Source organism: Firmicutes bacterium HGW-Firmicutes-1 (genome assembly GCA_002841625.1).
GTDB lineage: Bacteria > Bacillota > Clostridia > Lachnospirales > Vallitaleaceae > HGW-1.
This window is the reverse complement of the sequence record PHAG01000006.1, coordinates 166,662-189,582: the sequence shown is the minus strand read 5'-3', so window position 1 is coordinate 189,582 and position 22,921 is coordinate 166,662. Positions and strand designations below refer to the sequence as shown.

Here is a 22,921-nt window from a genome sequence, read left to right as displayed (position 1 = left end):
ACTTAAAGGAATAAGCAATCATAGTCTGACCTTGTATAATGTACCTGTTTGAAGTGGGGGACTTCGATTAATCAGTTATATTCTTAGACAATTGTCTATAAAGCATTTCTGATAGACCCATACCTTTTCCTTTAGACATATTCTTTGAGTATTCTTCATATAGCATATCTTCAAAAATATCTCTTCCTTGGGATTTTTCGAGTAATCCACTGTCAGGAATAGTTTTTCTCATTTCCTTAAAAAGCTGTTGCAGATAATATCCTTCGAATTCTTGACATGCCTTTTTTAATTTTACACTATCCTTCTTCTCAACTGCTTCATTAAGAATTGCTTCAAAAGCATTTTGATCTGCTGTTTCTTTTGTTGAGCTAGTAATATACTGTGAAAGTGGATTATTTATGTTTGATACATCTATTGACACTATTTATCACTCCTTCTCTTAATTAGAGTCTATTATCTTTTTAAATTATTTGCCATTCCAAGCATTTCATCTGAGGTTGTAATAGCCTTTGAGTTTAATTCATATGCTCTTTGAGCGACAATCATTTTAACCATCTCATCCACTACTGCTACGTTTGAGGATTCTAATGTGCCTTGCATAATTTTGCTCTTCTTTAATTCATCATCTTCCGATTCTAAAATTGCTTCTCCTGATGCTCCGGTAGCTTTGTAAAAGTTTCCTCCAATTGCATCAAGCCCAGCAACATTTCGAAATTGTGCCATACCCATAGTCACTCCTAAATCCTCAACACCTTCATCAGTCATGTAGCCAATTTCTCCAAGTGCGCTTATTACTAACTTACTTGGCGTAAAGGTAGTATCAAATTCTATTGGTTCTCCTTCTGAGTTAAGTACTGCGTAACCATCAGAGGTTGTTAATCTAATTGCATCCTCCATAATAGATATTTTGAAGGCTCCGTCTTTTGAATATAATTTTTCTTCGTTAAGACCTTGAACCACAAAAAAACCGTTTCCATCAATTGAAAAATCCAAGGGATTATTAGTTGTTTCAATACTTCCCTGTGTAAAATTTTTAACATTGGCACTAGCTCTTACACCATGTCCTACTTGCAGACTTACTGGTGATCCATTTCCCTCAGCGTCTACTCCAGACGCTCTTAACGTTTCATATAAAAGAGATTTAAATTCCATACTCTCTTTTTTGTAACCAACAGTATTAACATTCGCTAAATTGTGTGCGATAGAATCAACATACATTTGTTGGGACTTCATTCCTGATGCCGCTGTCCATAGAGATCTTAACATTTATATCACCTCTTATTTTATAGTCGTCCAATTTCATTTACTGACTTGTCCAATGTTGCATCATAGGTTGTAATTATCTTTTGATTAGCTTCATAAGTCCTCATAACATTAATCATATGTATCATTTCTTCAATAGAGCTTACATTTGAGTTTTCTATAAAGCCTTGAGCGATTTTTCCATCATAAACTTTTGTAGTGGTATTATCTGCTGCTTCAAAGATGTTACCACCTAGCTTTTTAAGAGATTGTATATTTTCAAAATCTATAGTTTTAATTTTATCTATAAAGGTTTCACCCTCAAAAACATTCCCATCTTCTGTAATTCTTACGTCTGCACTTCCTACCGTAATTGGTCCATTTTCGCCTAGAAGTAAAAGTCCATCCTTATTTTCTATTTGGCGATCTTTATTTAATCCAAAAGATCCATCTCTTGTGTATTTTTCTTGGATGTTTCCCTGTGCATCCAGAGATCCAACAACAAACATTCCTGAACCGTTAAGTGCCAGATTTAAAGGGATGTCTGTTTGCTGCAAAGAGCCTTGCTCGTAATTGGTAAATGACTCCCCAACCTTAACTCCTAGAGAACCTTTTCCAATTATTTTATTACCAGCTTGCTCAGGATCATTAATTTTAACCATATATACATCATTGAAGGATTCAAACATTACAGCTTCTCTCTTATAACCAGCCGTATTGGCATTAGTTAAATTATTTGATATCGTATCCATCTTTTGTTGCTGTGCCAACATCCCTGTATATGCAGTGTATAGTCCTCTTAACATCTGGTTCACCTCTTATTCATTTATGCTTCTAAATATTTATCGTACAAAATGCAATATTAATTAACCCTAAAAATTAAAAAAAGCAAAAGAACTAGTCTTTTGCTTCATATTAATTTAATTATAAAAATCTGACTTTTGACTTGCTAAATATTCTACATACTTTCCTGTTCCAATTGCTACACAAGTTAATGGATCTTCGGCAGTAATTACGGAAATTCCTGTCTTACTCTCAATTAACTGTTCGAGCCCTTGTAATAAGCTTCCGCCTCCCGTAAGTACTATTCCACGGTCAGCAATATCTGACGCAAGTTCTGGAGGGGTTCTTTCTAATACTCCATGTACTGCTTCAACAATCTTAGAAGTAGACTCTCTTAAAGCTTCCTCTGTTTCTTCTGATGTAACTGTAATTGTCTTTGGTAGACCAGTAATTAAGTTTCTTCCTCGAACGTCCATTGTTAATGAATCTGGTCTCTTAAATGCTGTACCAATATTGATTTTAATATCTTCAGCAGTTCTTTCACCAATAAGTAAATTATGTTTTTTTCTCATGAATCTAACAATTGCTTCATCAAAGTTGTCGCCTGCAATTTTAATCGATGTACTTGCTACAACGCCACCTAGTGAAATGACAGCGATATCTGAAGTTCCGCCTCCGATATCTACTACCATACTTCCACAAGCCTTGCTAATATCAATGCCCGCTCCAATAGCAGCTGCAATTGGCTCTTCAATGATATTAACCTTTCTAGCACCTGCTTGGTATGTAGCTTCTTCTACAGCTCTTTTTTCTACTTCAGTAACTCCACTTGGTACACATACAGTAATTCTTGGTTTTCTAAATCTTCTACCAACTGCTTTTGCAATAAAATATTTAAGCATTTTTTCTGTTACTGTATAATCCGAAATAACGCCTTGTCTTAAAGGTCTAATGGCAACAATATTACCAGGAGTTCTTCCTAGCATTCTTCTAGCTTCTTGTCCAACAGCTAAAATTTTATTATTATCACGATCTATCGCAACGACTGAGGGCTCTCTTAGTACAACTCCCTTTCCTTTAATATATACCAGTACATTTGCCGTACCTAAATCAATTCCAATATCTGCTCCAAACATTACCTTTCACCTTCCTGAAATTTTATAGTATCCCATAACGAAACCCTTAGAGATTACTTCTATAATAAAAGGATTAAAAAATTCCCTCTAAATGTCGTTCTATTCTATATTATATACAATAATGCATTTTTTTCAAAGGAAATTTTTATAAAATGTAAAAAAAATTTCCCAAAAGCGTGTTTTCGCCTTCAGGAACTCTTAAATTCATTGTTTTATAGTGTTTTTATAGTCTGTGAGTTATTTCCAAATACTTTGCTTTAGTAGCTAACCCACCACGAATATGTCTTTCTGCTTTATTAAATTCTAATACTTTTCTTGCCTCATTGGCAAGTAATGGATTTATCTGCGTTAATCTTTCAGTTACATCTTTATGTACCGTACTTTTTGATATACCAAACTTCTTCGCGGTTTGTCTAACCGTTGCGTTGGCTTCAATTATGTAATTGGCAATGTCTATGGCTCGTTCTTCAATATACTGTTTCAACATAGGTCCCCCCACATGGTCCTCAAACATGAGATTCTTTATTTCATGTATATGAAAAGGGGTGGGGGGATATGCAGTTTATTTATGCTTCTCTATATGAATGATGAAAACAATTTGTACAATGTCAATGTTACAAAACCTCCGAATTCGCTACGGTTTCGTAATCGAATGCAAGCTTCGCTTCCATTCGGTTAAATTAACCAAGTCAACTACAACTATTATTTGTGTAGCTGTCTCCTTTTATTTAAAGCCATTGATACAAGCTATTTCATGATTTTCTCCATTATTTTTTCATAGCAATCATCAATCGCTAAAAAGTTAACATTTGGTATATAAAACGTTTCAAGTTTATCATGAAGTGCTTTAGCCCTGCTAATGGTTTGCAAAGCAATGGCCACTAGCTGATTAAATTCTACTTTGTTTTGATTGAGATCTTCTTGATAGTATTCAAGAATCTCTTCCTTATAAAACTGTATTAGTTCAATTGTTTTATATTTATATATTGTAGACGTGTGATATTCATTTGAAGTTGTAATTGCAACATTTAACTGTGGAATCACTAAATGCTCAACCTTATATGGATTTAATGCACAATAATAAGCTTCTACAAAGTATCCTCTCTCCAAGGCAGCAGATTTTATTTTTTCCAGTATTCTTTCTTCACATGTTCCTATACCACCTTTTAATTCATAGACATTTTCGACAGTTAATAAACTGTCAAGAAAATTCCACAATCCTCTAGGTGTGATAGCACTTGCAAAAAGACTTCTTTGTTTGCCCTCATTTTTCGATATGTCACTTTTCGAAAAGATTTCATTGATCAAATCTGTTGTAAAAACATTTAACTGACCTTTTTTTAATGCCATATTATTGATAACAGTCGTGTCCTCATAAATGGCATAAGCTGCTTTTAAATATTTATAAGCCCTAGCAAATACAGCACTTGTTTTTTTTGTAATTTCTAAAATCTCATCTTTATGGATTCTTATGCCTTCATCATTCCAAAACTCACCAAAATTAAGTATTTCATCTACTGCTCCCGGACTCTTAGGATCAACAACATGGGGTGCTGTTCCATCAATAAAAGCGATTCCTAGCATAGGTATTTTAATACCATCTAAAGAATTGTTGTCTGAAGAACAGTGTAAAAATTCAACGTCATAACCTTTTTGGAGCATTTCTTCTCCTACTTTTTTCATGAAAGTTGATTTCCCAACACCAGGTCCACCTTTGATAATGATCAGTCTATCTGCTTCTTCCTGTGTCATAACGTCTGAGTAATAGCTAAAAAACCCAAGAGATGTGTTTCCTCCTGGAAATAAATGCTTAATCTTGCCATAAAGCATATAAATTTCCTCGATGTTAACCTTATGATTATTATATGCCCTATAGCAATCAACTGTGAGTCCTATGTATTGGATTTAGGTAGAAATCTTTTCACCATAAATACCACAAATCCTATAACAATTAAAAACATACTGATTGTTATAAAAGTACTTTTTAATCTTGTGAATATGTTTGCTAATTTTGCTACATCTTGAAGTTGCTGAGGATAATTATTTAATAGCTGTATGATCATAGCATTTTCAAGCCAATCGAAAATCGTTGCACCAAAGCCTATTAAACCTATTAACCATGGCTTTTTCATCTTACTAAAGATACCCTTTGCTAATGTACTAAGTAACATAAAGTAGAATATTCCATACGCTAAAGGAAACGGAAAATCAATTGGAATGATGTATTTCATCTCAAATCCTCTACCCTCTTCACCAAGAGCAGTCAATATTTCATAGGCTTGATCGACTGTATAACCGCCCATTTCCATATCTAAAATACTATTTCCATTGGTTATTTCAGTTAATTTTGCCAAGCCAATAGGGCTAAAACTGATTAGGTAATACATAGCCATAAAAACAAAAAATGAAATAATGACATTTCTAATACAAAATAATCCTTTTCCTTTCATAAATCGCACTCTCCATTCATAGTTATTAACTATATAAGCAATATATTGTATAATACTATATTAACATGTAGCCTGCCTTTTCTACCAGCAATTTTCTTACATTGCTATAAGTATGTAGACACAAGAAAGAAGAACTATCCATCATAGGTATCGTTTTCTATTAGTTCGATTACCATGCTGCAATTCCATTGGCATTTTCAATCAAAATAGTATAGAATGTAACTAATGTATATAAACCTTACAATTATTAAACTTCAAAATATTCAAAGGAGAATCCTTAAGATAAATTTGATATGACAAAAATAATTAAACTAGTATATCCAACCTATCTCAAACAATTCCAATGCATTGGCGGTACTTGTGAAGATAGTTGTTGCATTGGTTGGGATGTTGATATTGACCGCCTTACCTTTCGACAGTATTTTCGAACAAAAGATTCAACAATGCGTGAAATTTTTAAAACCTATGTTTATAAAAACGAAGACTCCTATAGCGAAGTTGTTGATTATGGCAAAGTTCGTCTAGGAGTTTCAATGCGTTGCCCATTTTTAGATCCTGATCATTACTGTAAAATCTATCGCACCCTTGGAGAATCCTATCTATCTAACGTATGTACCTCTTATCCAAGAGTAACCAATGCCGTTGATGATTTTTATGAAGTCTCCCTCTATATATCTTGCCCCGAAGCTGCTAAACTGATCCTCCTAAACCCTGATGGCATTCACTTCCAAGAAAGCATGCAACCTCTCGATAAGCATGTGATTGGTAGCATAGTGGATACACGCCTAAAAGAACATCAGCAATCCCCTATTAAATATTTCAAAGAAATTCGAGAAAAATGCATTCAACTGATACAGAATCGAAAATACTCTTTGACTCACCGATTACTTATCCTAGGCACTTTCCTTGAAAATATGGAAGAAAAAAGCGAAATCAGTCAAAAATCAATGATTTCTTATTTGAAAACTTTCAATCCAGATTCTTATCCTAACCTTGATAATAATACTACCAATCTACCTCTTCTCATTCGTTTATTCAAGAACTGGATCGAAAACCTACATGCTTTAACTAAAATCGACAGCGTAAAATTTGTTGCTTACACTAAAATCGTTCAAGATTCCTTTATGCTTAGCAACTCTAGTAATATCATTGAGCAAGCTTCACAGTATGAAGAATCCATGATACAGTTCCTCAATCCTTTCATTCAAGAGCATGCATATATTTTTGAAAACGATCTGGTTAACCTTATGTTTAAAAACATGTTTCCCTTTTCACAAACACACTGTATGTTTGACGGTTATATCATGCTAATCATACACTTTTTATTAACACGATTTTATCTAGCTGCTGTTTTTAAACACAATAAAAAGGCATCTTCTGAAGATGCTGTGTTGTTAATACAGGTTCTAGCAAAAACAATTGATCATAACACCTTTCTAGATGATCTCTTCCATGAAATCAAAGTGAAGGAATATGATAATATGGAATTTGTTAAAGCATTGCTCTAAGAAATAATATAACACATATGATCCCATGAATTTGTAAAAGCATTGCAATTAGAGCCTCAACTGGGTCTCTTAACGCAATGCTTTACATATTTAGCTATGCCTTTACAATTTTATAGTACGCTCTTGCCGTTAATGAATAGACAACTGCATATATGATGGCAAAAATGAGTATTGTCACAACTGTGCATCCAAAGAAAAGAGGAATGTTCACAAGATTTAAGACCGCAAGCAATCTTATGATCATTTTAAACGCAACTGCAATGTGTATCACTGCTGCCAAAAGTGGCAAGAAGAATACCATAATAATCTGGCTTTGAATGGTTTTTTTCACTTCTTGATGACTCATTCCTACTTTTTGCATAATCGCGTAACGTTCCTGATCGTCGTAACCTTCTGATATTTGCTTGTAATAAATAATCAAGGTTGTTGCCATTAAAAATAATGTTCCCAAAAATATTCCAAGAAATAATAGTCCACCGTACAATGTAAAGAAAGACTCTCTTCTTAGTTGCTTGCAATCCACATAAATCGAAGTGTCAACTTCATTCTTTAATTCTTGATTTAATACATTGATAAAAGTGGATAAATCTGCATCTTCTCCCTCAACATTAAAGCCTACAAAATAATCAAGATTTTGAAATTCTTTATTGAAAGCACCTTCATATATGGTACGAATGGTATCAATATCCTTCACAATCAAATAGTAACCTTTCAAAATGACAACTGGGCTTTTTTCCTCAATTTTAATATTGTGAATTTCATCTTTGACTCTAAATGGAATTTGATTTATATAAATTTCATCATAGCTATACGCATCACTGTTCGAATAGATCAGCACTTCGTTTGATGAAAGCTCAATGTCTTTGTTCTCCATTTTATTGTATTCATCAATCGTTAGCACAGTCAAAAGATTAAATCCTGCATCTGTATAAGGAGAACCCTCAACTGTCGTAAAACTTGTATCCTCTTGTCTTGATATTAGAGATAAATAATGATAAGAGATCTCATCACTCATTGTAACCGTTGTTCTATTTTTTTGATCATTTATGATTTGGTCTATTTTTTCAATGTTTTCTTGTTTTGCATTATTATACTGAACCATGACATCCTGCGGGAATCTTGAATTTAACGCGTCATCCATTCCAATATAAAGGGATACCGTAGTAGACAGCATAACCAGTACCGCGGAGCTTAGAATACAAATACTTGCAAGTCCTACAGCATTTTGCTTCATCCTATAGATCATGCTTGAAACGGATGTAAAATGGTTGATTTGATAATAGAATTTTTTGTTTTTTCTTAGCTTTTTCAACAAGACAATGCTTCCTGCCGTAAAGAGTGAATATGTGCCAAATATAACAAGTAACGCTGCAACAAAAAACAAGGTGATCGCAAGCAAAGGTGATTCAACTAGTAGTGCTATCCCATATCCAGTACCAAGGGATAGAATTCCCAAAATAACCATTAGCCATTTTGTTTTTGGTTCTTTCTCTCCCACTTGCCCACCCTTTAATAGCTCAATTGGCTTAGCCAACCGTATATGCATAAGATTGGTCAGCATGGTTATACAAAAAATACCAAGGAATAAAATAGCAGTGATTTTCACGGATGCCATTGAAATGACAAAAACAAATGGTATCTTGAAGCTTAAGGCTTTAAGTAATAACAGAAAAATAAGTCTACTAAAAAGAACACCGCAAATCAATCCCACTATTATACAACTCGTACTTATAAAAACTGTTTCAAAAAACAACATTTTGGCAATATGGTTTTTTCCCATCCCTAATATATTGTAAAGACCTATTTCTTTCTTGCGTCTTTTCATTAAAAAACTATTTGTATAAAATAAGAAAATCACAGAAAACACACCTACAACAACGGTTCCTAGCCCAAGAATTTTTTCAACTTCCATAGCCCCTGGTATGTTGTTAATGCCCATATTGATAGAAATTGAGTGCATGATGTAGAACATGGCAATAGAACAAATACATGCGAGAGAATATGGCAAGTAGGTAATTTTATTTTTAACTAAATTTGTCCACGCAAGCTTGGGGTAAAATGCTTTATTCAATTTTTACACCCCCAGTTGCCAGTAATGTTAACGTATCAGATATTTTTTGATACATTTCTTCATCAGAATGTGCACCCTTATATAGCTGATGAAATACTTCTCCATCTTTAATGAATAGAACTCTATTTGCATGACTTGCTGCCCTCGTACTATGAGTAACCATCAGAATCGTTTGGCCCTCTTGATTAATTTTCGAAAACAATTTGAGTAAATGTTCGGTGGACTTGGAATCCAGTGCACCTGTTGGCTCATCTGCTAAAATTAATTTGGGATTTGTAATCAATGCTCTAGCAATAGCAGTTCTCTGTTTTTCTCCACCCGATACTTCATAAGGATATTTGGCAAGAATTTCTTCAATACCTAGCTTTTTAGCAATTGGTTTTAATGCAGCATCCATCTCACTGTAGGATTTTCTTGAAAGTACAAGAGGTAAAAAGATATTGTCGATAACTGAGAACGTATCGAGCAAATTGAAATCTTGAAATACAAATCCAAGATTGTTTCTGCGAAAAGCAGAAACTTCACTTTCTTTAATAGAACCAATATTTTTACCCCCTAACATTACCTCCCCACTTGTTGGTTTGTCCAATGAAGCTAAAATATTGAGTAACGTGGTCTTACCCGAGCCGGACTCTCCCATAATGGCTACGTATTCTCCTTCTTCTACCGAAAAAGTTACATTGCTGAGCGCTTGAACATGGTTACTTCCAAATCTCGTTGTGTATATTTTCTTTAAGTTTTTCACTTCTAATAACGATGACATTTTTACTTCCTCCATTTTTGACTATATCATATTTCATAAGCTTTTCTATTTACTACATGAACTCTATCATAATAAAAAAAGGAATGGTTTACCATAGATGTGGCTTACATTCCTCTCTTTAACCTTACAATTTCGTAAGATTGACTTTTCGCTTTGAAATACCGTTTATTCTATAAATGTTTTAGCCGTTGAAAGATCTAACCTAACCTGTGTCCCAACCTCTACTTGAGACGTGATGGATATTTTATGAGACAGCTTATCTAAAATTTGCTTACACAAATTAAGTCCAATACCAGTAGATTTCTTATCCATTCGTCCGTTATAGCCAGTAAAGCCTTTTTCAAAAACTCTTGGAAGATCTTCTGCCTGAATTCCAATCCCTGTATCCTCAATAATAAGGGTCTTTTCAGTGTTTGGATCCATATAGATTGAGATGGTACCCGTTGCTGTATACTTTAAGGCATTTGATAGTATTTGTTCAATGACAAATATCAGCCACTTCTCATCCGTTAACACTGTATCGTTTAGTTCTTCAAATTCTAACTTGATCTTTTTATGAATAAAGATAATTGAATATTTTTTAATCGCTTGTTTAACAATTTGATTCAAACTATAGGTTTCAAGCATTAAGTCAGAGGAAATACTTTCAAGCCGTGCATACTGGATTGCCAATTCTACATAACGTTCAATTTTAAATAACTCTTGCAATGCCTCCGCATTTTGTACGTGATCAGATTCTTGCAGAAGCAATTTTATGGCTGCAATGGGTGTTTTTATTTGATGAGTCCAAAGTGTATAGTAATTCATCATATCAGTCATAGATATACTCCATTGAGAGATATGTTTAATTTTGTCTTGATACAATCCCATTAATAAATTCTGATAATCCTTTTCAATTAACGCATTTGTTTCTGGCAACGATTCTAAGTGAATTGGTATGCTATCCATTAGTTTCATCAATTCTTTATGTCTTTTATAAAAGGCAACAAAATCAAAACCTAAATATACAATTGCCCCAATTGTAGACAAAAGCATAGCATAAGAAACTGATTCTAATGGCACGTTATAGAGAAAAAATACTATAACAAAAATCATACTCCAAACGCAATAGAACAACAAAATTTTATAATGATTTTTGAGATAGGCGATTATCACATACCCAATTGAACTTATTTTCATATCAAGTCACCATATATCCAATTCCCTTTTTGGTTAAAATAAATTTTTCTAGACCTATATCTTCTATTTTTTTGCGTAATCGTGTCACATTAACGGTTAACGTATTATCATCTATAAAACTCTCACTTTCCCAGAGCCGCTCCATAATGGCATCCCGGCTGACGACATTATTGGTATGTTCCAATAGTATTTGCAGAATTCTAAACTCGTTTTTTGTGAGATTAACTTTTTCATTTTGATAGGTTAACGACGCATCACTTATGTTAAGCATCACACCGTTATGCTCTATAACATTTATTTGCCCTTGAAAAGAATATGTACGTCGAATCATCGCTTGAATCTTCGCAACTACGACCGTTAAATCAAATGGTTTTGCAATAAAATCATCCCCACCCATATTCATCGCCATTACGATGTTCATATTTTCATTTGACGAAGAGATGAAAACAATTGGTACTTTGGATAATTTCCGTATTTCGCTACACCAATGATAGCCGTTGAAATATGGCAAAGATATATCCATCAATACAACTTGTGGATCAAACTGAATAAATTCCTCAAGTACTCGTTTAAAATCAGCCACAATTGCAATCTCAAATTCCCATTTGCACAAGTGATTTTTCAACGAATTTGCAATCACCAAATCATCTTCAATTATTAAAATCTTATACATAATAAACTCCTCTTTCTAGCTCCAAGCCTTTCTTAACATGTCCAAATCTTATTACTAGTATAGAATATTAACTTGATTAATGCAATCGAGAAAATCCCATTATCTTGACATACAGAAAAACTACGAGTCAAACCCTTCATTACCCACCATTCACTTTTTCAACATCTTGATAGATAGTTAGAAATACATAAAGCACCCTTCCTACAATTCATGTAGTTTAGTGTGCTTTGCATTTTCTAAGTCAATTTTATAAACCTACGCCTTCGATTAAAATCTATCTGGGGCACCAAAAGGCTCATCAGAAGCATCATACATTGGATTTTCTTCATCTCTTTCAACTCTTTCAGACCTCATTTGATATTCCAATTCAATCTTAGATTTTTCTTCACCCATTTTTATATCCTTAATACCTGAATTGCCTTGGTTACTAGCTAAATCATTTTTATTATTTTCTATAGCACTATCCTTATCGTTATTAGCAAAAGCTTCTTTACTAATTTCATGATCCTCTATATAAGTGTTTTTAAAAATTTTTTTATTCATTTGAATCTCCTTAATTGATAGTCTCATCAATTATTATTCGATTCTAATCTACTTATTATTCAAACAACTAAGTAGCCAATCAAATCACCTGAAAGATACTTAGTCCAATACCAACAAGTGCTAAATCTGCACATATATGCACATACCAGCTATTTAAAAAGGTATTCTCATGATCATCTAAATAATTAAAAATCATACCACCAATAAAAAGACCCGTTGTTGCCAAAACAAATACCCAGATGTTAAACCAATTTTGAAAGTTACCCACATGATATATTGCAAACGCTATTGAGCTTGTTAAATAAGCAACTCGTTTCATACCTATTTTTTTGAGGCTTAAAAAAATAAAACCTCTAAAGAAAAACTCCTCAAGCAAGGAATTTATCAAGGCAAGATAAATACCATAATATACTATATTTAATTTGTTTATTTTATATTTTTCTTCAAATTCAAATATCAAAACCTCTATATTCATATATTGTCTAAACCAATGAAATGCGACTATGATAATAATAAATATGAGAACTCCTAAGATATAACTTAACTTAACACTAAATCTTTTCTTGTCACAAGAAAATCGGCTTCGCTGAGTTAAAATCCTCGTTACCTTCCTGCCGCTTTTCCAATTGCTTATGTAGAACTTGCCTTGTAAATGAAAAAAGGAGTCCTTCACAAAATTATCTTTGGTCCAAATGATATAAATGATTGGAAATAACGAAAATAGTATGATCTTAACCATTACCTTAGATACATAATTTAAATGTAATATTTGATCCGTTATGTAAAGTAGAAAAATCGTTATTAAAGTGGCCCCTATAATATAAAAAAGTTTTTTATTCTTCATTTGCGATTCCTTTGTATATACTATGTTTTGCTTTATTATATCCTTTTTTCTCCTATTTCGTTAACGTAACTAGAATTAATTCTGGTTTGTTAAATATCCTTTGAGGAATAATACTGTTTCCCAAACCTCTACTTACAATCATTGTAGTATTGTTTTTATGATAAATTCCGCTTGTAAATTTAGGAAACCAACCTTGATCCGGTGCAATTAACCCCCCTATCATAGGTAATCTTACTTGTCCTCCATGTGCATGACCACTAAACACCAAATCTATATCACTTTCAGAATAGATATCAATTAATTCTGGTCTATGAGATAGTAAAAGCGTGTAGTTTTCAGCAAATAATGCATCCATATCATCAAGTAGCGTTTTCATGTTGCTACCCTGTTGGATGTCTGGATCATCAACACCTACTATTAAAATACTACTATCTTCGATATTAATTAATTTACTCTCATTTCTTAATACGATTACCCCAACATCAATCAATCGTTTTTCAAATTCGTCAAAGGTATTTGACCAAGCTTCATGGTTTCCTGTGACAAAGTAAATAGGTACAAGGTCTATTACCTGTGAAAATAATTGAATACATACATCTTCATCGTAATTTTTAGAATCAATCGCATCCCCTGTAACTAAGATTACATCGGGATCCTCATCTAGAATTTTTTTTACAAGCCTCTTCTGATTTTCCCCAAATTCCTTACTGTGTAAATCCGATATTTGAAGTATTTTATATCCATTAAATGCATCTGGAATATCCTCTGACGAGATTTCCAATCTACTAATATCAATGGCATTATTCTGTTGATATAAAAAACCGATCATGATTGTAACAAATACAATTATAGTTACTAACTTTTTATTCATTTTCTTACTCATCATATGCTCTCCAAGGTATTGGTTTATATGTATGTTCCCGATTTGATTCGCTTAGTATACCCTATTCATATTCAGAATTCAATCTTACTTTCCATTGGTGTTTCATTGATGCTTCAACCAACTCACTGCCAATTCTAACCATTTATTTGCATTCCCATGGTTTTTCATATCAAGCTCTGAATAGCCTACTGTTTCATCACCTAATGATATGCCATGGGCACCTTTTTCAAATAGGTGAAACTCAAAAGAAACATTCTTCGCTGCTAAGGTTTTAACAAATTCTAGGCTTTCCTCCACATCAACTATATTATCTTCGACAGTTGTCCACAAAAAAGTTGGCGGCATATGTTTTGACACTAGGTCCTTACAATTCCATTCGTCCATAACCGCTTTACTTGGATTTAATGTTCCATAAGAAGAGCTAACCATCATCTCTATAAGAGGTTCCATCTTTGGTGACTTCTCCAGATTCTTCTTCATAAATTGATATATATCTAATAATGGATAACCTAAGATTAATGCATTTGGTTTAAACAATTGATTATCTGCATTTAAAGTATCTGATAAATATGCATCCTGCCAACTAGTCGCTAAGACGGTTGCTACATGCCCCCCTGTAGAAAATCCACATAATCCTATTTTGTCTGAGTCTACACACCATCTTCTAGCATTTTCTCGTATAAGCATCATTGCTCTTGCTGCATCTATAAATGGTGCCGGAAATCTTGCTATCCCTATCCCGATTGAATACTTCAGGATAAAAACATGGTAACCCGCTCCAAGAAATTTCATAGCAACAGGGTCAGCTTCTTTTTCTGTGATTCCTACATATGCTCCACCTGGGAATATTACGATTGCCGGTCTAATAATTGGACCGCTTTCATCAATGGATGAATCGTGAATATATGCCGTTAATGTGGCATTTGAAATACCTTCTTGTATTTGAATAACTTCTATTTGCATATAAACCTCCTAAGTAGAAATCCTACCGTAAAGCACCTACTTTCCTTGTACAGTAATCCGTTACCATTATAGCATAATTCGTGAATAAGCAAAACATATAAGGGTATTCTGATCATGAAATTATCATGTAGAATACCCTTAGAGATTATATATCTTCCTTTATTTCTTTCTATATTTCTTCCTGCTTAATTTTTCCAAGTTATTTCATTTTTACTACTTAACTAATTTGCCTCTTTTTTAAGCTTTTTCTTTTCCACATTTAGAGCGATAATAATTGTAACGACTGTTCCGCCCCAAACTGTTCCACATCCTATAACCATCATTAATATAGCACTTGTTGACATATCAATCCCTCCAATTATTCATTTTGTGCGTCTGCAGTCCATTTTTTCTTATAGAATACAATTGATGCACCAATCATTAGAACTACAGTTCCCCAACCAAATGCGATATTAGAAATCACTCCAACAGAATCTTGATTAAACAAACCTGTAATTAAGTTAAATAGATTTGTTATTACAACAGCTCCTAGTAACAGAGGTGTAAAGTATCTTAATAAATAATCCCACCACTTACCAACTTTAAAGTCTGAATAAGCATTTGCTTCCTCTCTCAACTTACTAGTTCCATAAACATAGCTAATCAGAATAACTTCTACTAAGCCTAACCCAGCAATGATAATATTTCCAACATAGGCATCTACAATATCTAAGATATAGTTAAAGCCTGCATAACTTGCGAAGCAAGTACTTCCAGCGAAGCCAACAATTGAAATAATTGTAACAAGTTTTCCTCTGGATATATTGAATTTATCTAGTGCAGCAGTTGCAAAGGATTCGAGCATGGAAATACTGGAGGATAAACCTGCAATAAACAAACAAAAGAAGAATACGAAACCTAATAACCCTTGAATCACTACATTTGTCGACATTGTTGATATGGCAATTGGGAAGGCTATAAATGCGACTCCTGCGCCTGTACCAAAAGCGGTAAAATCAATACCCATTGTATTTACTAAGTATCCTAATGTTGAGAATACGAGTACCCCAGCAATGAGGTCAAAGCTTGAATTCGCAAAAACAGTAATGAATGCACTATTAACAATATCTGCTTTTTCATGTAGGTAGGAACCATAGGCTATCATTACGCCTACTGCTAAAGTTGTTGAGAAAAACACTTGTGCGTAAGCAGATACCCAAATACTTGGACTTAAAATCTTTGAGAAATCCGGTTTAAAAAGTGCTTCTAATCCTATACTAGCACCATTTAAACGAACAGCATTTATCATGAATATAATCATTAGTACCATTAACATAGGTGTGAAAATGGTTGACATTTTCTCAATTCCACCAGAAATACCTTTTTTTACAATAAGCCAATTACAAAACCACACCGCAATAACTGCAATTAATATATAAATACTCATACCAGCACCTAAGTCTAAGGCACTTTCTGCGCTTCCAGTTACCATACCCATAATAGGTCCTGGATCTGAAAGCCAATTAATCATACCAAAGGCATGTCCTAGAGAATAAACCATAAAAATGACTGATACAGCAATAATAGCAGAGTAATAAGTCATTACGATAATGGGTACCATTACCTGAATCCAACCAACAACCTCATATTTCTTGTTTAATTTTGAGAATGCCATAACAGATCCACCACGTATTTTCCTACCATAAGCGTACTCCATTATCATCAATGGTATCGCACAGGTAATCAGTGCTACGAAATATGGTAAAAGAAAAGCACCTCCACCATTTTTATAAGCCTGAAACGGAAATCTCCATAGATTCCCTAAACCTATAGCTGCCCCAGCTGCTGCAAAAATAAACCCTTTTCTGCTTTGCCAATTTTCTCTCATTATCAGCTTCCTCCTTGATAATCTTATATAATGTCTTGTTATAGCTTACCTAAAAGATATACTTTTTATTATTTCTTGATTGTTTACTTATCGCCGCTTTTCCAATTTCATATGGAGAACTATTAACCAAAAACAGCAAAACTTAAATAAGCTCTCTCAAATCTAATATAGGTAAAGCTATTAAGATAGGAGAGAGCCTTATAATCTTCAAAGTAAATTGTAAGTCAATATTATTTATCAAGTGGTATTAATCTTGCAAGGAAATGTCTTAATACTGGTGGTTCATAGCTAAAAGTTAAGCCTGTTAACTCACCTTTTTTATCCATTACTTTCTGAAAGCCTTCTACAATTTCATCCATATGGCTTTGAGTGTATACTCTTCTTGGTATGGTTAATCGTACCAAATCAAGTGCCGCCTCTTCTTGTTGTCCCGTTTCAGGATTCCTACCAAGTAAAAACGAACCTATTTCAACAGCCCTAACGCCGGATTCTAAGTACAAAGCATTACATAGTGCTTGTGCTGGAAATTCTGCACCCGGAATATGTGGTAAAATTCTTCTTGCATCAACAAAAACTGCGTGACCACCAGTTGGATATTGAATTGGAACCCCAATTTCCATTAATTTATCACCTAAGTATTTGATTTGACCTAATCGGTATTGTAAATAATCTTCATTTATACCTTCATATAAACCTCTGGCAAGTGCTTCCATATCTCTTCCAGATAATCCACCATAAGTTGCAAAGCCTTCCATAGGTACACAACGTGCTTGAGCCCCTCTGAATACATCCTCATCTGTTTTTATTGCGATCATCCCACCCATATTAACGATAGCATCTTTTTTAGCGCTCATGGTCAACATGTCAGCGTAGGAGTACATCTCTTTAATGATTTCTTTTACTGAGATATTCTCATAGCCAGCTTCTCTTTGCTTAACAAACATAGCATTTTCTGCAAATCTAGCTGAATCCACAACAATTTTCTTACCATACTTATCTGCTACTCTTTTTAATTCCTTCATGTTAGCCATTGAAACGGGTTGACCACCTGCTGAATTGTTGGTTACAGTCATAATAAAGAATGCAACGTTATCAGCTCCAACTTCTTCCATAAAAGCTTCTAATGCTGGAATGTTAAAGTTACCTTTAAAATCAAAATATGTAGCTGTATCAGTTGCTTCTGGAACTAAGAAGTTTCTCGCTTTTGCTCCTGATATTTCTACGTGAGCTTTTGTTGTATCAAAATGATGATTACTACATACATATTGGCCTGGTTTTAGTAATAGAGGGAATAATACTTGTTCAGCTCCTCTACCTTGATGAGTAGGCACTACAAAATTATAATCAAAAATATCTTTCACTGCGTCACAAATATTATAGTAATTTCTACTTCCCGCATAGGACTCATCACCTAACATGATACCCGCCCATTGATTATCGCTCATTGCACCAGTTCCACTATCTGTTAATAAATCAATATAAACATCTTTTGATTTTAATAAAAAGGGATTGTAACCGGCTTCTTCTAATGCCTGTTTTCTTTGTTCTAGTGTTGTAATATTAAGTGGTTCTACCATTTTAATTTTAAATGGTTCTGCTGGATGCTTTGCATTCGACATGATAAATTCCTCCGTGATGATATTGATTATGTGATTTTTTTGATGCATACAATTTTTTTATCTTCTAAGATTTTTTTATATTGATAAGAAATTACTATCATGCAACTAACTATATACTCTTTTATCCATTATGTCAATATGACAAAATGAGAAAAATAAATGCCCTATTTTTGTATGTATTCAACAAAAATAGGGCAACTTCTTCATTTTTATAACCTTTGGTACTAGCTTAATGCAATCACTTCAATTTCTACTAAGGAACCTTTTGGAAGACCAGCCACTTGAACGGCTGAACGTGCTGGCGAATCAGTTCCAAGATATTTTCCATATATGCCATTCACTGTTACAAAATCTTTTAAATCTTGTAAAAACACTGTTGCTTTTACAACCTTATCAAAAGAGGTTCCAGCTTCTTCAAGCACTATTTTTAAATTTGCAAATACTTGTTCTGTTTGAGCCTCAATTCCACCTTCTACTAATTCACCAGTCTCTGGATTTACAGGAATTTGCCCCGATGTAAATATCAAGCCTAAACCTGTATCAATTGCATGTGAATATGGTCCAATTGCTGCTGGTGCAGCTGCTGCATTAATTATTTTTTTACTCATATATTTTCTCCATCTTCATTTTTTTATTTATATTACTCAAATACCTATACACTGTCGCTTCAGAAATTCCTAGCATAATTGCAACCTGACTTACCGTTCCTTTAATTAAGAAAAACTTTTCTTCATTGAGTCGCCTTACAATTTCTATTTTTTCATCAACAGTTAAGCGTTCAGCTGCTATACCCACTGAATGAGTCACATCATTAATAATTCCATTGATCATATCCTTTGGTGATGATTGAAAGGCTTCAATATTATTGTTATCCTTCTCATCAGATATTAATGCTGGAATAAATGCCAATTTTTGCAATAAATCAGCTGCTTGTTGATACTTACTCACATCAGTGTTCACGCAAAGCATTCCTCTTGGATTTCCTTGCTTATCTAAAATAAAAAAACTATTAGATCTTAATTTGGTATTGTTCTTTGACATTCCAAGGTAATTTAAATAATATGGTGGTCCTTCTTTTCCTTTATCTTTTAATTTTGATAAAGCAAAGCTTGTTAATGGTGCACCTATAATTCTTCCACTAATATGTCCATTGCAAATTGCAATAACTGAATGGTTCAAATCATCGAAGCTATGTAACACAACTTCTGTATTGTCTCCAAAGCATGCACCTAGAAAATCTACCAATTGAATATACGATGTGAAATCAAATTCTGTTTCCATAAGCACCACCTTTTGTCAATGTTGCAAAACCTCCGCATTCGGTTGCGTAATAATGTTTCTTTTCCTTAAAAATGGGTGATAAATTTATCGTGTAATTGCATAAATACAGGAATCCGATATCTTCCCATTTTTAAATACACTTTTTTTTGATATTCCTTCAAGTTCAAACCCAGCTTTTTCAAGGACTCTTCTTGATCCCTGATTTTCTGCAAATGGTTCTGCAAATATCCTTACGATATCATATTTTGCAAATGCATAATTACAAATCTCTTTTATTGCTTCTGTCATAATACCCTTTCCCCAAAACTCTTCTCCAAGCCAATAACCTAGTTCCGCACTTTTGCAATATACATCATCTTTAATAAAGATACCTATACTACCAACTGCTTTACCATCTACAACAATTGCTTTGACACATTTTTGGGGGGTACTTTCGTTAAGACACATTCTAATATAGAACAATGCGTGCTCTTCTGTATATGGATTGGGAAAAACATTTCTTAAATTATCTGCAATTTTCTTATTGTTCGCGTAATATGTAATACTATCTTTATCATTTTCGTTCCACTCTCTTAGTTCAAACATATATCCATCCATGCTTATTTTCTCCCTTTCTCATGGTCAGCCTTTGCTATTGATGATTATCAACGAAATCTATTTCACATCATACCCATTAGCTACCAAGGCAGCTAATGTCTTATCTAACGTGTTTTCCTTAATTAATATATAATCCGTATCGTAGGTAGAAACAACAAATATACTAATATTCTTTTCTGCCAATATCTTACTTATCCCTGCTAATATACCAATTTGCCCAAATTCTAAAGGTCCAATTACCTTTATACATCTCCAACCTCCTTCTGTCTTCACATCATCTGGAACTACTGATTCCTCACATACAATTGATAGTTCTTCATCTGTAACGGTAATGGAGTACCAATTACTCTTCCTTACCCAATTAGGTATTTCTTCGCTAGGATCTAGTCGATTAACACAAAACTTTTCACTTAGAACACATAGAGATCGTTTTTCTCCCATATATAGTCATCACTCCTTTAATTCTACGATTACATGAATGTATCCACTTCTTGTTTCTCTGTTTTATCAAGCTGTAAATTATCATTTTTGACAAATAATTTCCATCCTTTTGATATGTAACGTCAATAGCTATTTCATTTATTCCTTATCCAATAACAAATCTTCTAATATATTAATCGAATCCTCAATCATTTTAGGACATATCATGTCGAATAACGTCTTTTCCTTAATCATTTTCAATTCGTTTTCAATCGTGATATCATATCCTAACAATTGTTTGCAAATGATCGATCCATTCAATTCTTCAAATTTTAATTCAAATTGCTTTGTTATTTCATAGGCTTTGGCTTTAGAATCTGTATCACCTTCAATAAAGTGCCCGTTTTTAAGTCCAATTGCCATAATTGCACCTGTAACCGCTCCACACACTTCCCCTCTTCTCATACCTCCACCAAATCCAGTAGAAATTTTCAAAGCCACTTCCTTACTTAAGCCTAATTCTTCACAAAACACACTCAAAACTGCTTGACTACAATTAAATCCATTGTCAAAATTTTGTATCGCTTCAACTTTTCTATTCATTTCATATATCCCCTTTTCATTTAAGTTGTTTTTTCTGTACTAAACAATCCCTTTACCAATCCACTATAGATCACTTTTATTATAATATGTATACATAAATAAATACCTATCGCCCAAATGAATACTTGAGAATTATGTTCAGACGTTGAAATAACTTTAGCAGTTCTCAGGAGCTCATTGATCCCAATTATTGATAGTAGCGAAGTATAGTTAATAAGCCTTCCCGATTCTCTTACTATCGTAACGAATAAGATTTTTACACTATTTCGAAAATTTAGTTCTATATTTAGTATTTGCGCTAAAACATGCCCTTTACTTGCAATCTCTGACATAGCAATGAGAGCAAGAACAACAGATGCTACAACGATTGCTGACAGATTTCCACTCATATTTAAGTTATATCCTCCAAAGTAGAAAAACGAGAGTAGCAAAAGAATTGGTACCCCTTTAATTAATTCAATTATACCAGTTGCTAAAGCATTCATGATTGATATTTTACAGGTCTTACCCCAAAACAATAATGCTCCTGGGATTAACCCAATTAACAATGAAATAAACGCAATTCCTATCGATACTTTCAAACCAAGCATAAGTTCTGAAAAAAGTTGCATATATGTTTCTCCTTTATAAATGAATTTTATTTTCTAAAAACTTATCCATTCATTTTTACTCTAATTTTATCTTTAGGTATATATTGATCATCATACATCACCTTTGAATGATTTTTTATGAGTAATTGTTTATTTATCAGATTCCCTGTTTGTTTATCTATTGTCTCTCGGAATATCTCGTTGTTCCTATAATATCTATCGCCTTCATAAGAATAGTAGTGGCTTTCTTCTTGTATATGATAACTATATTTTAATTCGTTTGAACATCTAAGCTCTCCGCACAAATGCGTTTCAGTTGTTGAAACTCTAATTTGAAAAGTATTTTCTGTATGATTAGTAACCTGATAATCAAGGTAATTATACATTATAGAAGTACCTATACCAAATGGTATTTGTCTATTGAAATCGGGAAACAAATCTAAGGAATTATGATGATGATGTTCAACAATATCTAATGGACTATGTAAGATCATCCAGTGAATTAAATTTGTGAATTGGCACATGCCTCCCCCAACTCCTTTATCAACCGCACCTCCTTTTATAATAAGGCCATCTAAATACCCTTTTTTTCTTGTGCATACACCTATCAATTTCCAAAATGAGAATGTTTCATTTGGCCTAATGATAATATTATTGACCTTCGTAGTCGCAATATTTAAGTTAATTGCTTTATTGTTCTGTAACTCAATATCAACATTACCCAACGTACGCCTTATTAATGACGTATGCTTATATACTAGAACTGGTAATTTATGATGGTTAAATGTTTTTGCATATAACTTATCACCAAATATCCACGTAAAATAACGTTTTAGATTTTCTTTTAAAATAGATATTTTGTATGTTAGTGGATTAATCTCACAAAATAGTTTTCTCGCCATACTT

At 33.4% G+C, this 22,921-nt stretch carries 26 protein-coding genes; 1 reads left to right on the top strand and 25 read right to left on the bottom strand.

What is annotated here, in order from left to right; translation table 11 throughout:
• Positions 1 to 67: 67 nt before the first annotated feature.
• The 7 genes from CVU84_08250 to CVU84_08220 all read right to left on the bottom strand — a co-directional run bounded on the left by CVU84_08250 (position 68) and on the right by CVU84_08220 (position 5,611).
• Entirely contained in the window at positions 68 to 421 is a 354-nt protein-coding gene (locus CVU84_08250) for a flagellar biosynthesis protein FlgJ (protein ID PKM94905.1), read from the bottom strand.
• A gap of 32 nt (positions 422 to 453) precedes the next feature.
• Entirely contained in the window at positions 454 to 1,266 is an 813-nt protein-coding gene (gene flgG / locus CVU84_08245; protein ID PKM94904.1) for a flagellar basal body rod protein FlgG, read from the bottom strand.
• A gap of 17 nt (positions 1,267 to 1,283) precedes the next feature.
• Complete coding sequence (locus CVU84_08240) at positions 1,284 to 2,048, bottom strand: flagellar basal-body rod protein FlgF (protein ID PKM94903.1); 765 nt, start codon at positions 2,046 to 2,048, stop codon at positions 1,284 to 1,286.
• Between the two features lie 114 nt (positions 2,049 to 2,162).
• Positions 2,163 to 3,161 carry a rod shape-determining protein gene (locus CVU84_08235; GenBank protein PKM94902.1) on the bottom strand — a complete coding sequence of 333 codons (999 nt, stop codon included), beginning with the start codon at positions 3,159 to 3,161 and terminating at the stop codon, positions 2,163 to 2,165.
• A 223-nt stretch (positions 3,162 to 3,384) separates the two neighbouring features.
• Complete coding sequence (gene spoIIID / locus CVU84_08230) at positions 3,385 to 3,645, bottom strand: sporulation transcriptional regulator SpoIIID (GenBank protein ID PKM95012.1); 261 nt, start codon at positions 3,643 to 3,645, stop codon at positions 3,385 to 3,387.
• 263 nt (positions 3,646 to 3,908) lie between these two features.
• The gene (locus tag CVU84_08225) at positions 3,909 to 4,991 is read right to left on the bottom strand and encodes an ATPase (GenBank protein ID PKM94901.1); all 1,083 of its coding nucleotides are present in this window, start codon (positions 4,989 to 4,991) and stop codon (positions 3,909 to 3,911) included.
• 62 nt (positions 4,992 to 5,053) lie between these two features.
• Positions 5,054 to 5,611 carry a hypothetical protein gene (locus CVU84_08220; GenBank protein PKM94900.1) on the bottom strand — a complete coding sequence of 186 codons (558 nt, stop codon included), beginning with the start codon at positions 5,609 to 5,611 and terminating at the stop codon, positions 5,054 to 5,056.
• Between the two features lie 293 nt (positions 5,612 to 5,904).
• Here CVU84_08220 and CVU84_08215 point away from each other — a divergent pair, with 293 nt between their 5' ends.
• Entirely contained in the window at positions 5,905 to 7,119 is a 1,215-nt protein-coding gene (locus tag CVU84_08215) for a FliB family protein (protein ID PKM94899.1), read from the top strand.
• Between the two features lie 94 nt (positions 7,120 to 7,213).
• On the opposite strand, the gene CVU84_08210 is transcribed toward CVU84_08215, so the two are convergent.
• The 18 genes from CVU84_08210 to CVU84_08125 all read right to left on the bottom strand — a co-directional run bounded on the left by CVU84_08210 (position 7,214) and on the right by CVU84_08125 (position 22,917).
• Positions 7,214 to 9,190 (bottom strand): cell division protein FtsX, encoded by a 1,977-nt coding sequence (locus tag CVU84_08210; GenBank protein ID PKM94898.1) that lies wholly within the window; start codon positions 9,188 to 9,190, stop codon positions 7,214 to 7,216.
• Entirely contained in the window at positions 9,183 to 9,953 is a 771-nt protein-coding gene (locus tag CVU84_08205) for an ABC transporter ATP-binding protein (GenBank protein ID PKM94897.1), read from the bottom strand. Before CVU84_08205 ends, CVU84_08210 begins: the two co-directional genes overlap by 8 nt.
• 165 nt (positions 9,954 to 10,118) lie before the next feature.
• Entirely contained in the window at positions 10,119 to 11,132 is a 1,014-nt protein-coding gene (locus CVU84_08200; GenBank protein ID PKM94896.1) for a hypothetical protein, read from the bottom strand.
• Between the two features lies 1 nt (position 11,133).
• Positions 11,134 to 11,805: a DNA-binding response regulator gene (locus CVU84_08195; GenBank protein PKM94895.1), complete on the bottom strand. Its 672-nt coding sequence runs from the start codon at positions 11,803 to 11,805 to the stop codon at positions 11,134 to 11,136.
• A 267-nt stretch (positions 11,806 to 12,072) separates the two neighbouring features.
• Positions 12,073 to 12,348, bottom strand: a complete 276-nt coding sequence (locus tag CVU84_08190) for a hypothetical protein (protein PKM94894.1) — start codon at positions 12,346 to 12,348, stop codon at positions 12,073 to 12,075.
• A gap of 79 nt (positions 12,349 to 12,427) precedes the next feature.
• Positions 12,428 to 13,192, bottom strand: a complete 765-nt coding sequence (locus CVU84_08185) for a hypothetical protein (protein ID PKM94893.1) — start codon at positions 13,190 to 13,192, stop codon at positions 12,428 to 12,430.
• 52 nt (positions 13,193 to 13,244) lie between these two features.
• Positions 13,245 to 14,063, bottom strand: coding sequence for a phosphoesterase (locus tag CVU84_08180; protein ID PKM95011.1), 819 nt, complete (start codon positions 14,061 to 14,063; stop codon positions 13,245 to 13,247).
• 114 nt (positions 14,064 to 14,177) lie between these two features.
• Complete coding sequence (locus tag CVU84_08175) at positions 14,178 to 15,038, bottom strand: hypothetical protein (protein PKM94892.1); 861 nt, start codon at positions 15,036 to 15,038, stop codon at positions 14,178 to 14,180.
• A gap of 221 nt (positions 15,039 to 15,259) precedes the next feature.
• On the bottom strand, positions 15,260 to 15,382 hold the full coding sequence (locus CVU84_08170) for a hypothetical protein (GenBank protein ID PKM94891.1): 123 nt from the start codon (positions 15,380 to 15,382) through the stop codon (positions 15,260 to 15,262).
• A 14-nt stretch (positions 15,383 to 15,396) separates the two neighbouring features.
• Positions 15,397 to 16,905, bottom strand: a complete 1,509-nt coding sequence (locus CVU84_08165) for a sodium-dependent transporter (GenBank protein ID PKM94890.1) — start codon at positions 16,903 to 16,905, stop codon at positions 15,397 to 15,399.
• A gap of 230 nt (positions 16,906 to 17,135) precedes the next feature.
• Positions 17,136 to 18,524: a tyrosine phenol-lyase gene (locus CVU84_08160; GenBank protein ID PKM94889.1), complete on the bottom strand. Its 1,389-nt coding sequence runs from the start codon at positions 18,522 to 18,524 to the stop codon at positions 17,136 to 17,138.
• A gap of 224 nt (positions 18,525 to 18,748) precedes the next feature.
• Positions 18,749 to 19,132 carry a hypothetical protein gene (locus tag CVU84_08155; protein PKM94888.1) on the bottom strand — a complete coding sequence of 128 codons (384 nt, stop codon included), beginning with the start codon at positions 19,130 to 19,132 and terminating at the stop codon, positions 18,749 to 18,751.
• Positions 19,125 to 19,805 carry a hypothetical protein gene (locus CVU84_08150; protein ID PKM94887.1) on the bottom strand — a complete coding sequence of 227 codons (681 nt, stop codon included), beginning with the start codon at positions 19,803 to 19,805 and terminating at the stop codon, positions 19,125 to 19,127. Before CVU84_08150 ends, CVU84_08155 begins: the two co-directional genes overlap by 8 nt.
• Positions 19,806 to 19,889: 84 nt before the next feature.
• On the bottom strand, positions 19,890 to 20,402 hold the full coding sequence (locus CVU84_08145) for a GNAT family N-acetyltransferase (protein PKM94886.1): 513 nt from the start codon (positions 20,400 to 20,402) through the stop codon (positions 19,890 to 19,892).
• Positions 20,403 to 20,459: 57 nt separating this feature from the next.
• Entirely contained in the window at positions 20,460 to 20,843 is a 384-nt protein-coding gene (locus CVU84_08140) for an ACT domain-containing protein (GenBank protein PKM94885.1), read from the bottom strand.
• A gap of 138 nt (positions 20,844 to 20,981) precedes the next feature.
• Positions 20,982 to 21,425: a hypothetical protein gene (locus tag CVU84_08135; protein PKM94884.1), complete on the bottom strand. Its 444-nt coding sequence runs from the start codon at positions 21,423 to 21,425 to the stop codon at positions 20,982 to 20,984.
• Between the two features lie 20 nt (positions 21,426 to 21,445).
• On the bottom strand, positions 21,446 to 22,036 hold the full coding sequence (locus CVU84_08130) for a hypothetical protein (GenBank protein PKM94883.1): 591 nt from the start codon (positions 22,034 to 22,036) through the stop codon (positions 21,446 to 21,448).
• A gap of 41 nt (positions 22,037 to 22,077) precedes the next feature.
• Positions 22,078 to 22,917, bottom strand: coding sequence for a vancomycin resistance protein (locus CVU84_08125; GenBank protein PKM94882.1), 840 nt, complete (start codon positions 22,915 to 22,917; stop codon positions 22,078 to 22,080).
• Between the last annotated feature and the right edge of the window lie 4 nt (positions 22,918 to 22,921).

Excerpts from the sequence above, each read along its gene's own strand:
- CVU84_08155 (PKM94888.1), bottom strand. The coding sequence starts at position 19,132 with ATGAGTAAAAAAATAATTAATGCAGCAGCTGCACCAGCAGCAATTGGA.
- CVU84_08220 (PKM94900.1), bottom strand. The coding sequence starts at position 5,611 with ATGAAAGGAAAAGGATTATTTTGTATTAGAAATGTCATTATTTCATTT.
- CVU84_08180 (PKM95011.1), bottom strand. The coding sequence starts at position 14,063 with ATGAATAAAAAGTTAGTAACTATAATTGTATTTGTTACAATCATGATC.
- CVU84_08160 (PKM94889.1), bottom strand. The coding sequence starts at position 18,524 with ATGTCGAATGCAAAGCATCCAGCAGAACCATTTAAAATTAAAATGGTA.
- CVU84_08140 (PKM94885.1), bottom strand. The coding sequence starts at position 20,843 with ATGGGAGAAAAACGATCTCTATGTGTTCTAAGTGAAAAGTTTTGTGTT.
- CVU84_08170 (PKM94891.1), bottom strand. The coding sequence starts at position 15,382 with ATGTCAACAAGTGCTATATTAATGATGGTTATAGGATGTGGAACAGTT.
- CVU84_08145 (PKM94886.1), bottom strand. The coding sequence starts at position 20,402 with ATGGATGGATATATGTTTGAACTAAGAGAGTGGAACGAAAATGATAAA.
- CVU84_08150 (PKM94887.1), bottom strand. The coding sequence starts at position 19,805 with ATGGAAACAGAATTTGATTTCACATCGTATATTCAATTGGTAGATTTT.
- CVU84_08215 (PKM94899.1), top strand. The coding sequence starts at position 5,905 with ATGACAAAAATAATTAAACTAGTATATCCAACCTATCTCAAACAATTC.
- CVU84_08225 (PKM94901.1), bottom strand. The coding sequence starts at position 4,991 with ATGCTTTATGGCAAGATTAAGCATTTATTTCCAGGAGGAAACACATCT.
- CVU84_08175 (PKM94892.1), bottom strand. The coding sequence starts at position 15,038 with ATGCAAATAGAAGTTATTCAAATACAAGAAGGTATTTCAAATGCCACA.
- flgG (PKM94904.1), bottom strand. The coding sequence starts at position 1,266 with ATGTTAAGATCTCTATGGACAGCGGCATCAGGAATGAAGTCCCAACAA.
- CVU84_08130 (PKM94883.1), bottom strand. The coding sequence starts at position 22,036 with ATGCAACTTTTTTCAGAACTTATGCTTGGTTTGAAAGTATCGATAGGA.
- CVU84_08190 (PKM94894.1), bottom strand. The coding sequence starts at position 12,348 with ATGAATAAAAAAATTTTTAAAAACACTTATATAGAGGATCATGAAATT.
- CVU84_08125 (PKM94882.1), bottom strand. The coding sequence starts at position 22,917 with ATGGCGAGAAAACTATTTTGTGAGATTAATCCACTAACATACAAAATA.
- CVU84_08195 (PKM94895.1), bottom strand. The coding sequence starts at position 11,805 with ATGTATAAGATTTTAATAATTGAAGATGATTTGGTGATTGCAAATTCG.
- CVU84_08165 (PKM94890.1), bottom strand. The coding sequence starts at position 16,905 with ATGAGAGAAAATTGGCAAAGCAGAAAAGGGTTTATTTTTGCAGCAGCT.
- CVU84_08185 (PKM94893.1), bottom strand. The coding sequence starts at position 13,192 with ATGAAGAATAAAAAACTTTTTTATATTATAGGGGCCACTTTAATAACG.
- CVU84_08205 (PKM94897.1), bottom strand. The coding sequence starts at position 9,953 with ATGTCATCGTTATTAGAAGTGAAAAACTTAAAGAAAATATACACAACG.
- CVU84_08235 (PKM94902.1), bottom strand. The coding sequence starts at position 3,161 with ATGTTTGGAGCAGATATTGGAATTGATTTAGGTACGGCAAATGTACTG.
- CVU84_08240 (PKM94903.1), bottom strand. The coding sequence starts at position 2,048 with ATGTTAAGAGGACTATACACTGCATATACAGGGATGTTGGCACAGCAA.
- CVU84_08135 (PKM94884.1), bottom strand. The coding sequence starts at position 21,425 with ATGAATAGAAAAGTTGAAGCGATACAAAATTTTGACAATGGATTTAAT.
- CVU84_08200 (PKM94896.1), bottom strand. The coding sequence starts at position 11,132 with ATGAAAATAAGTTCAATTGGGTATGTGATAATCGCCTATCTCAAAAAT.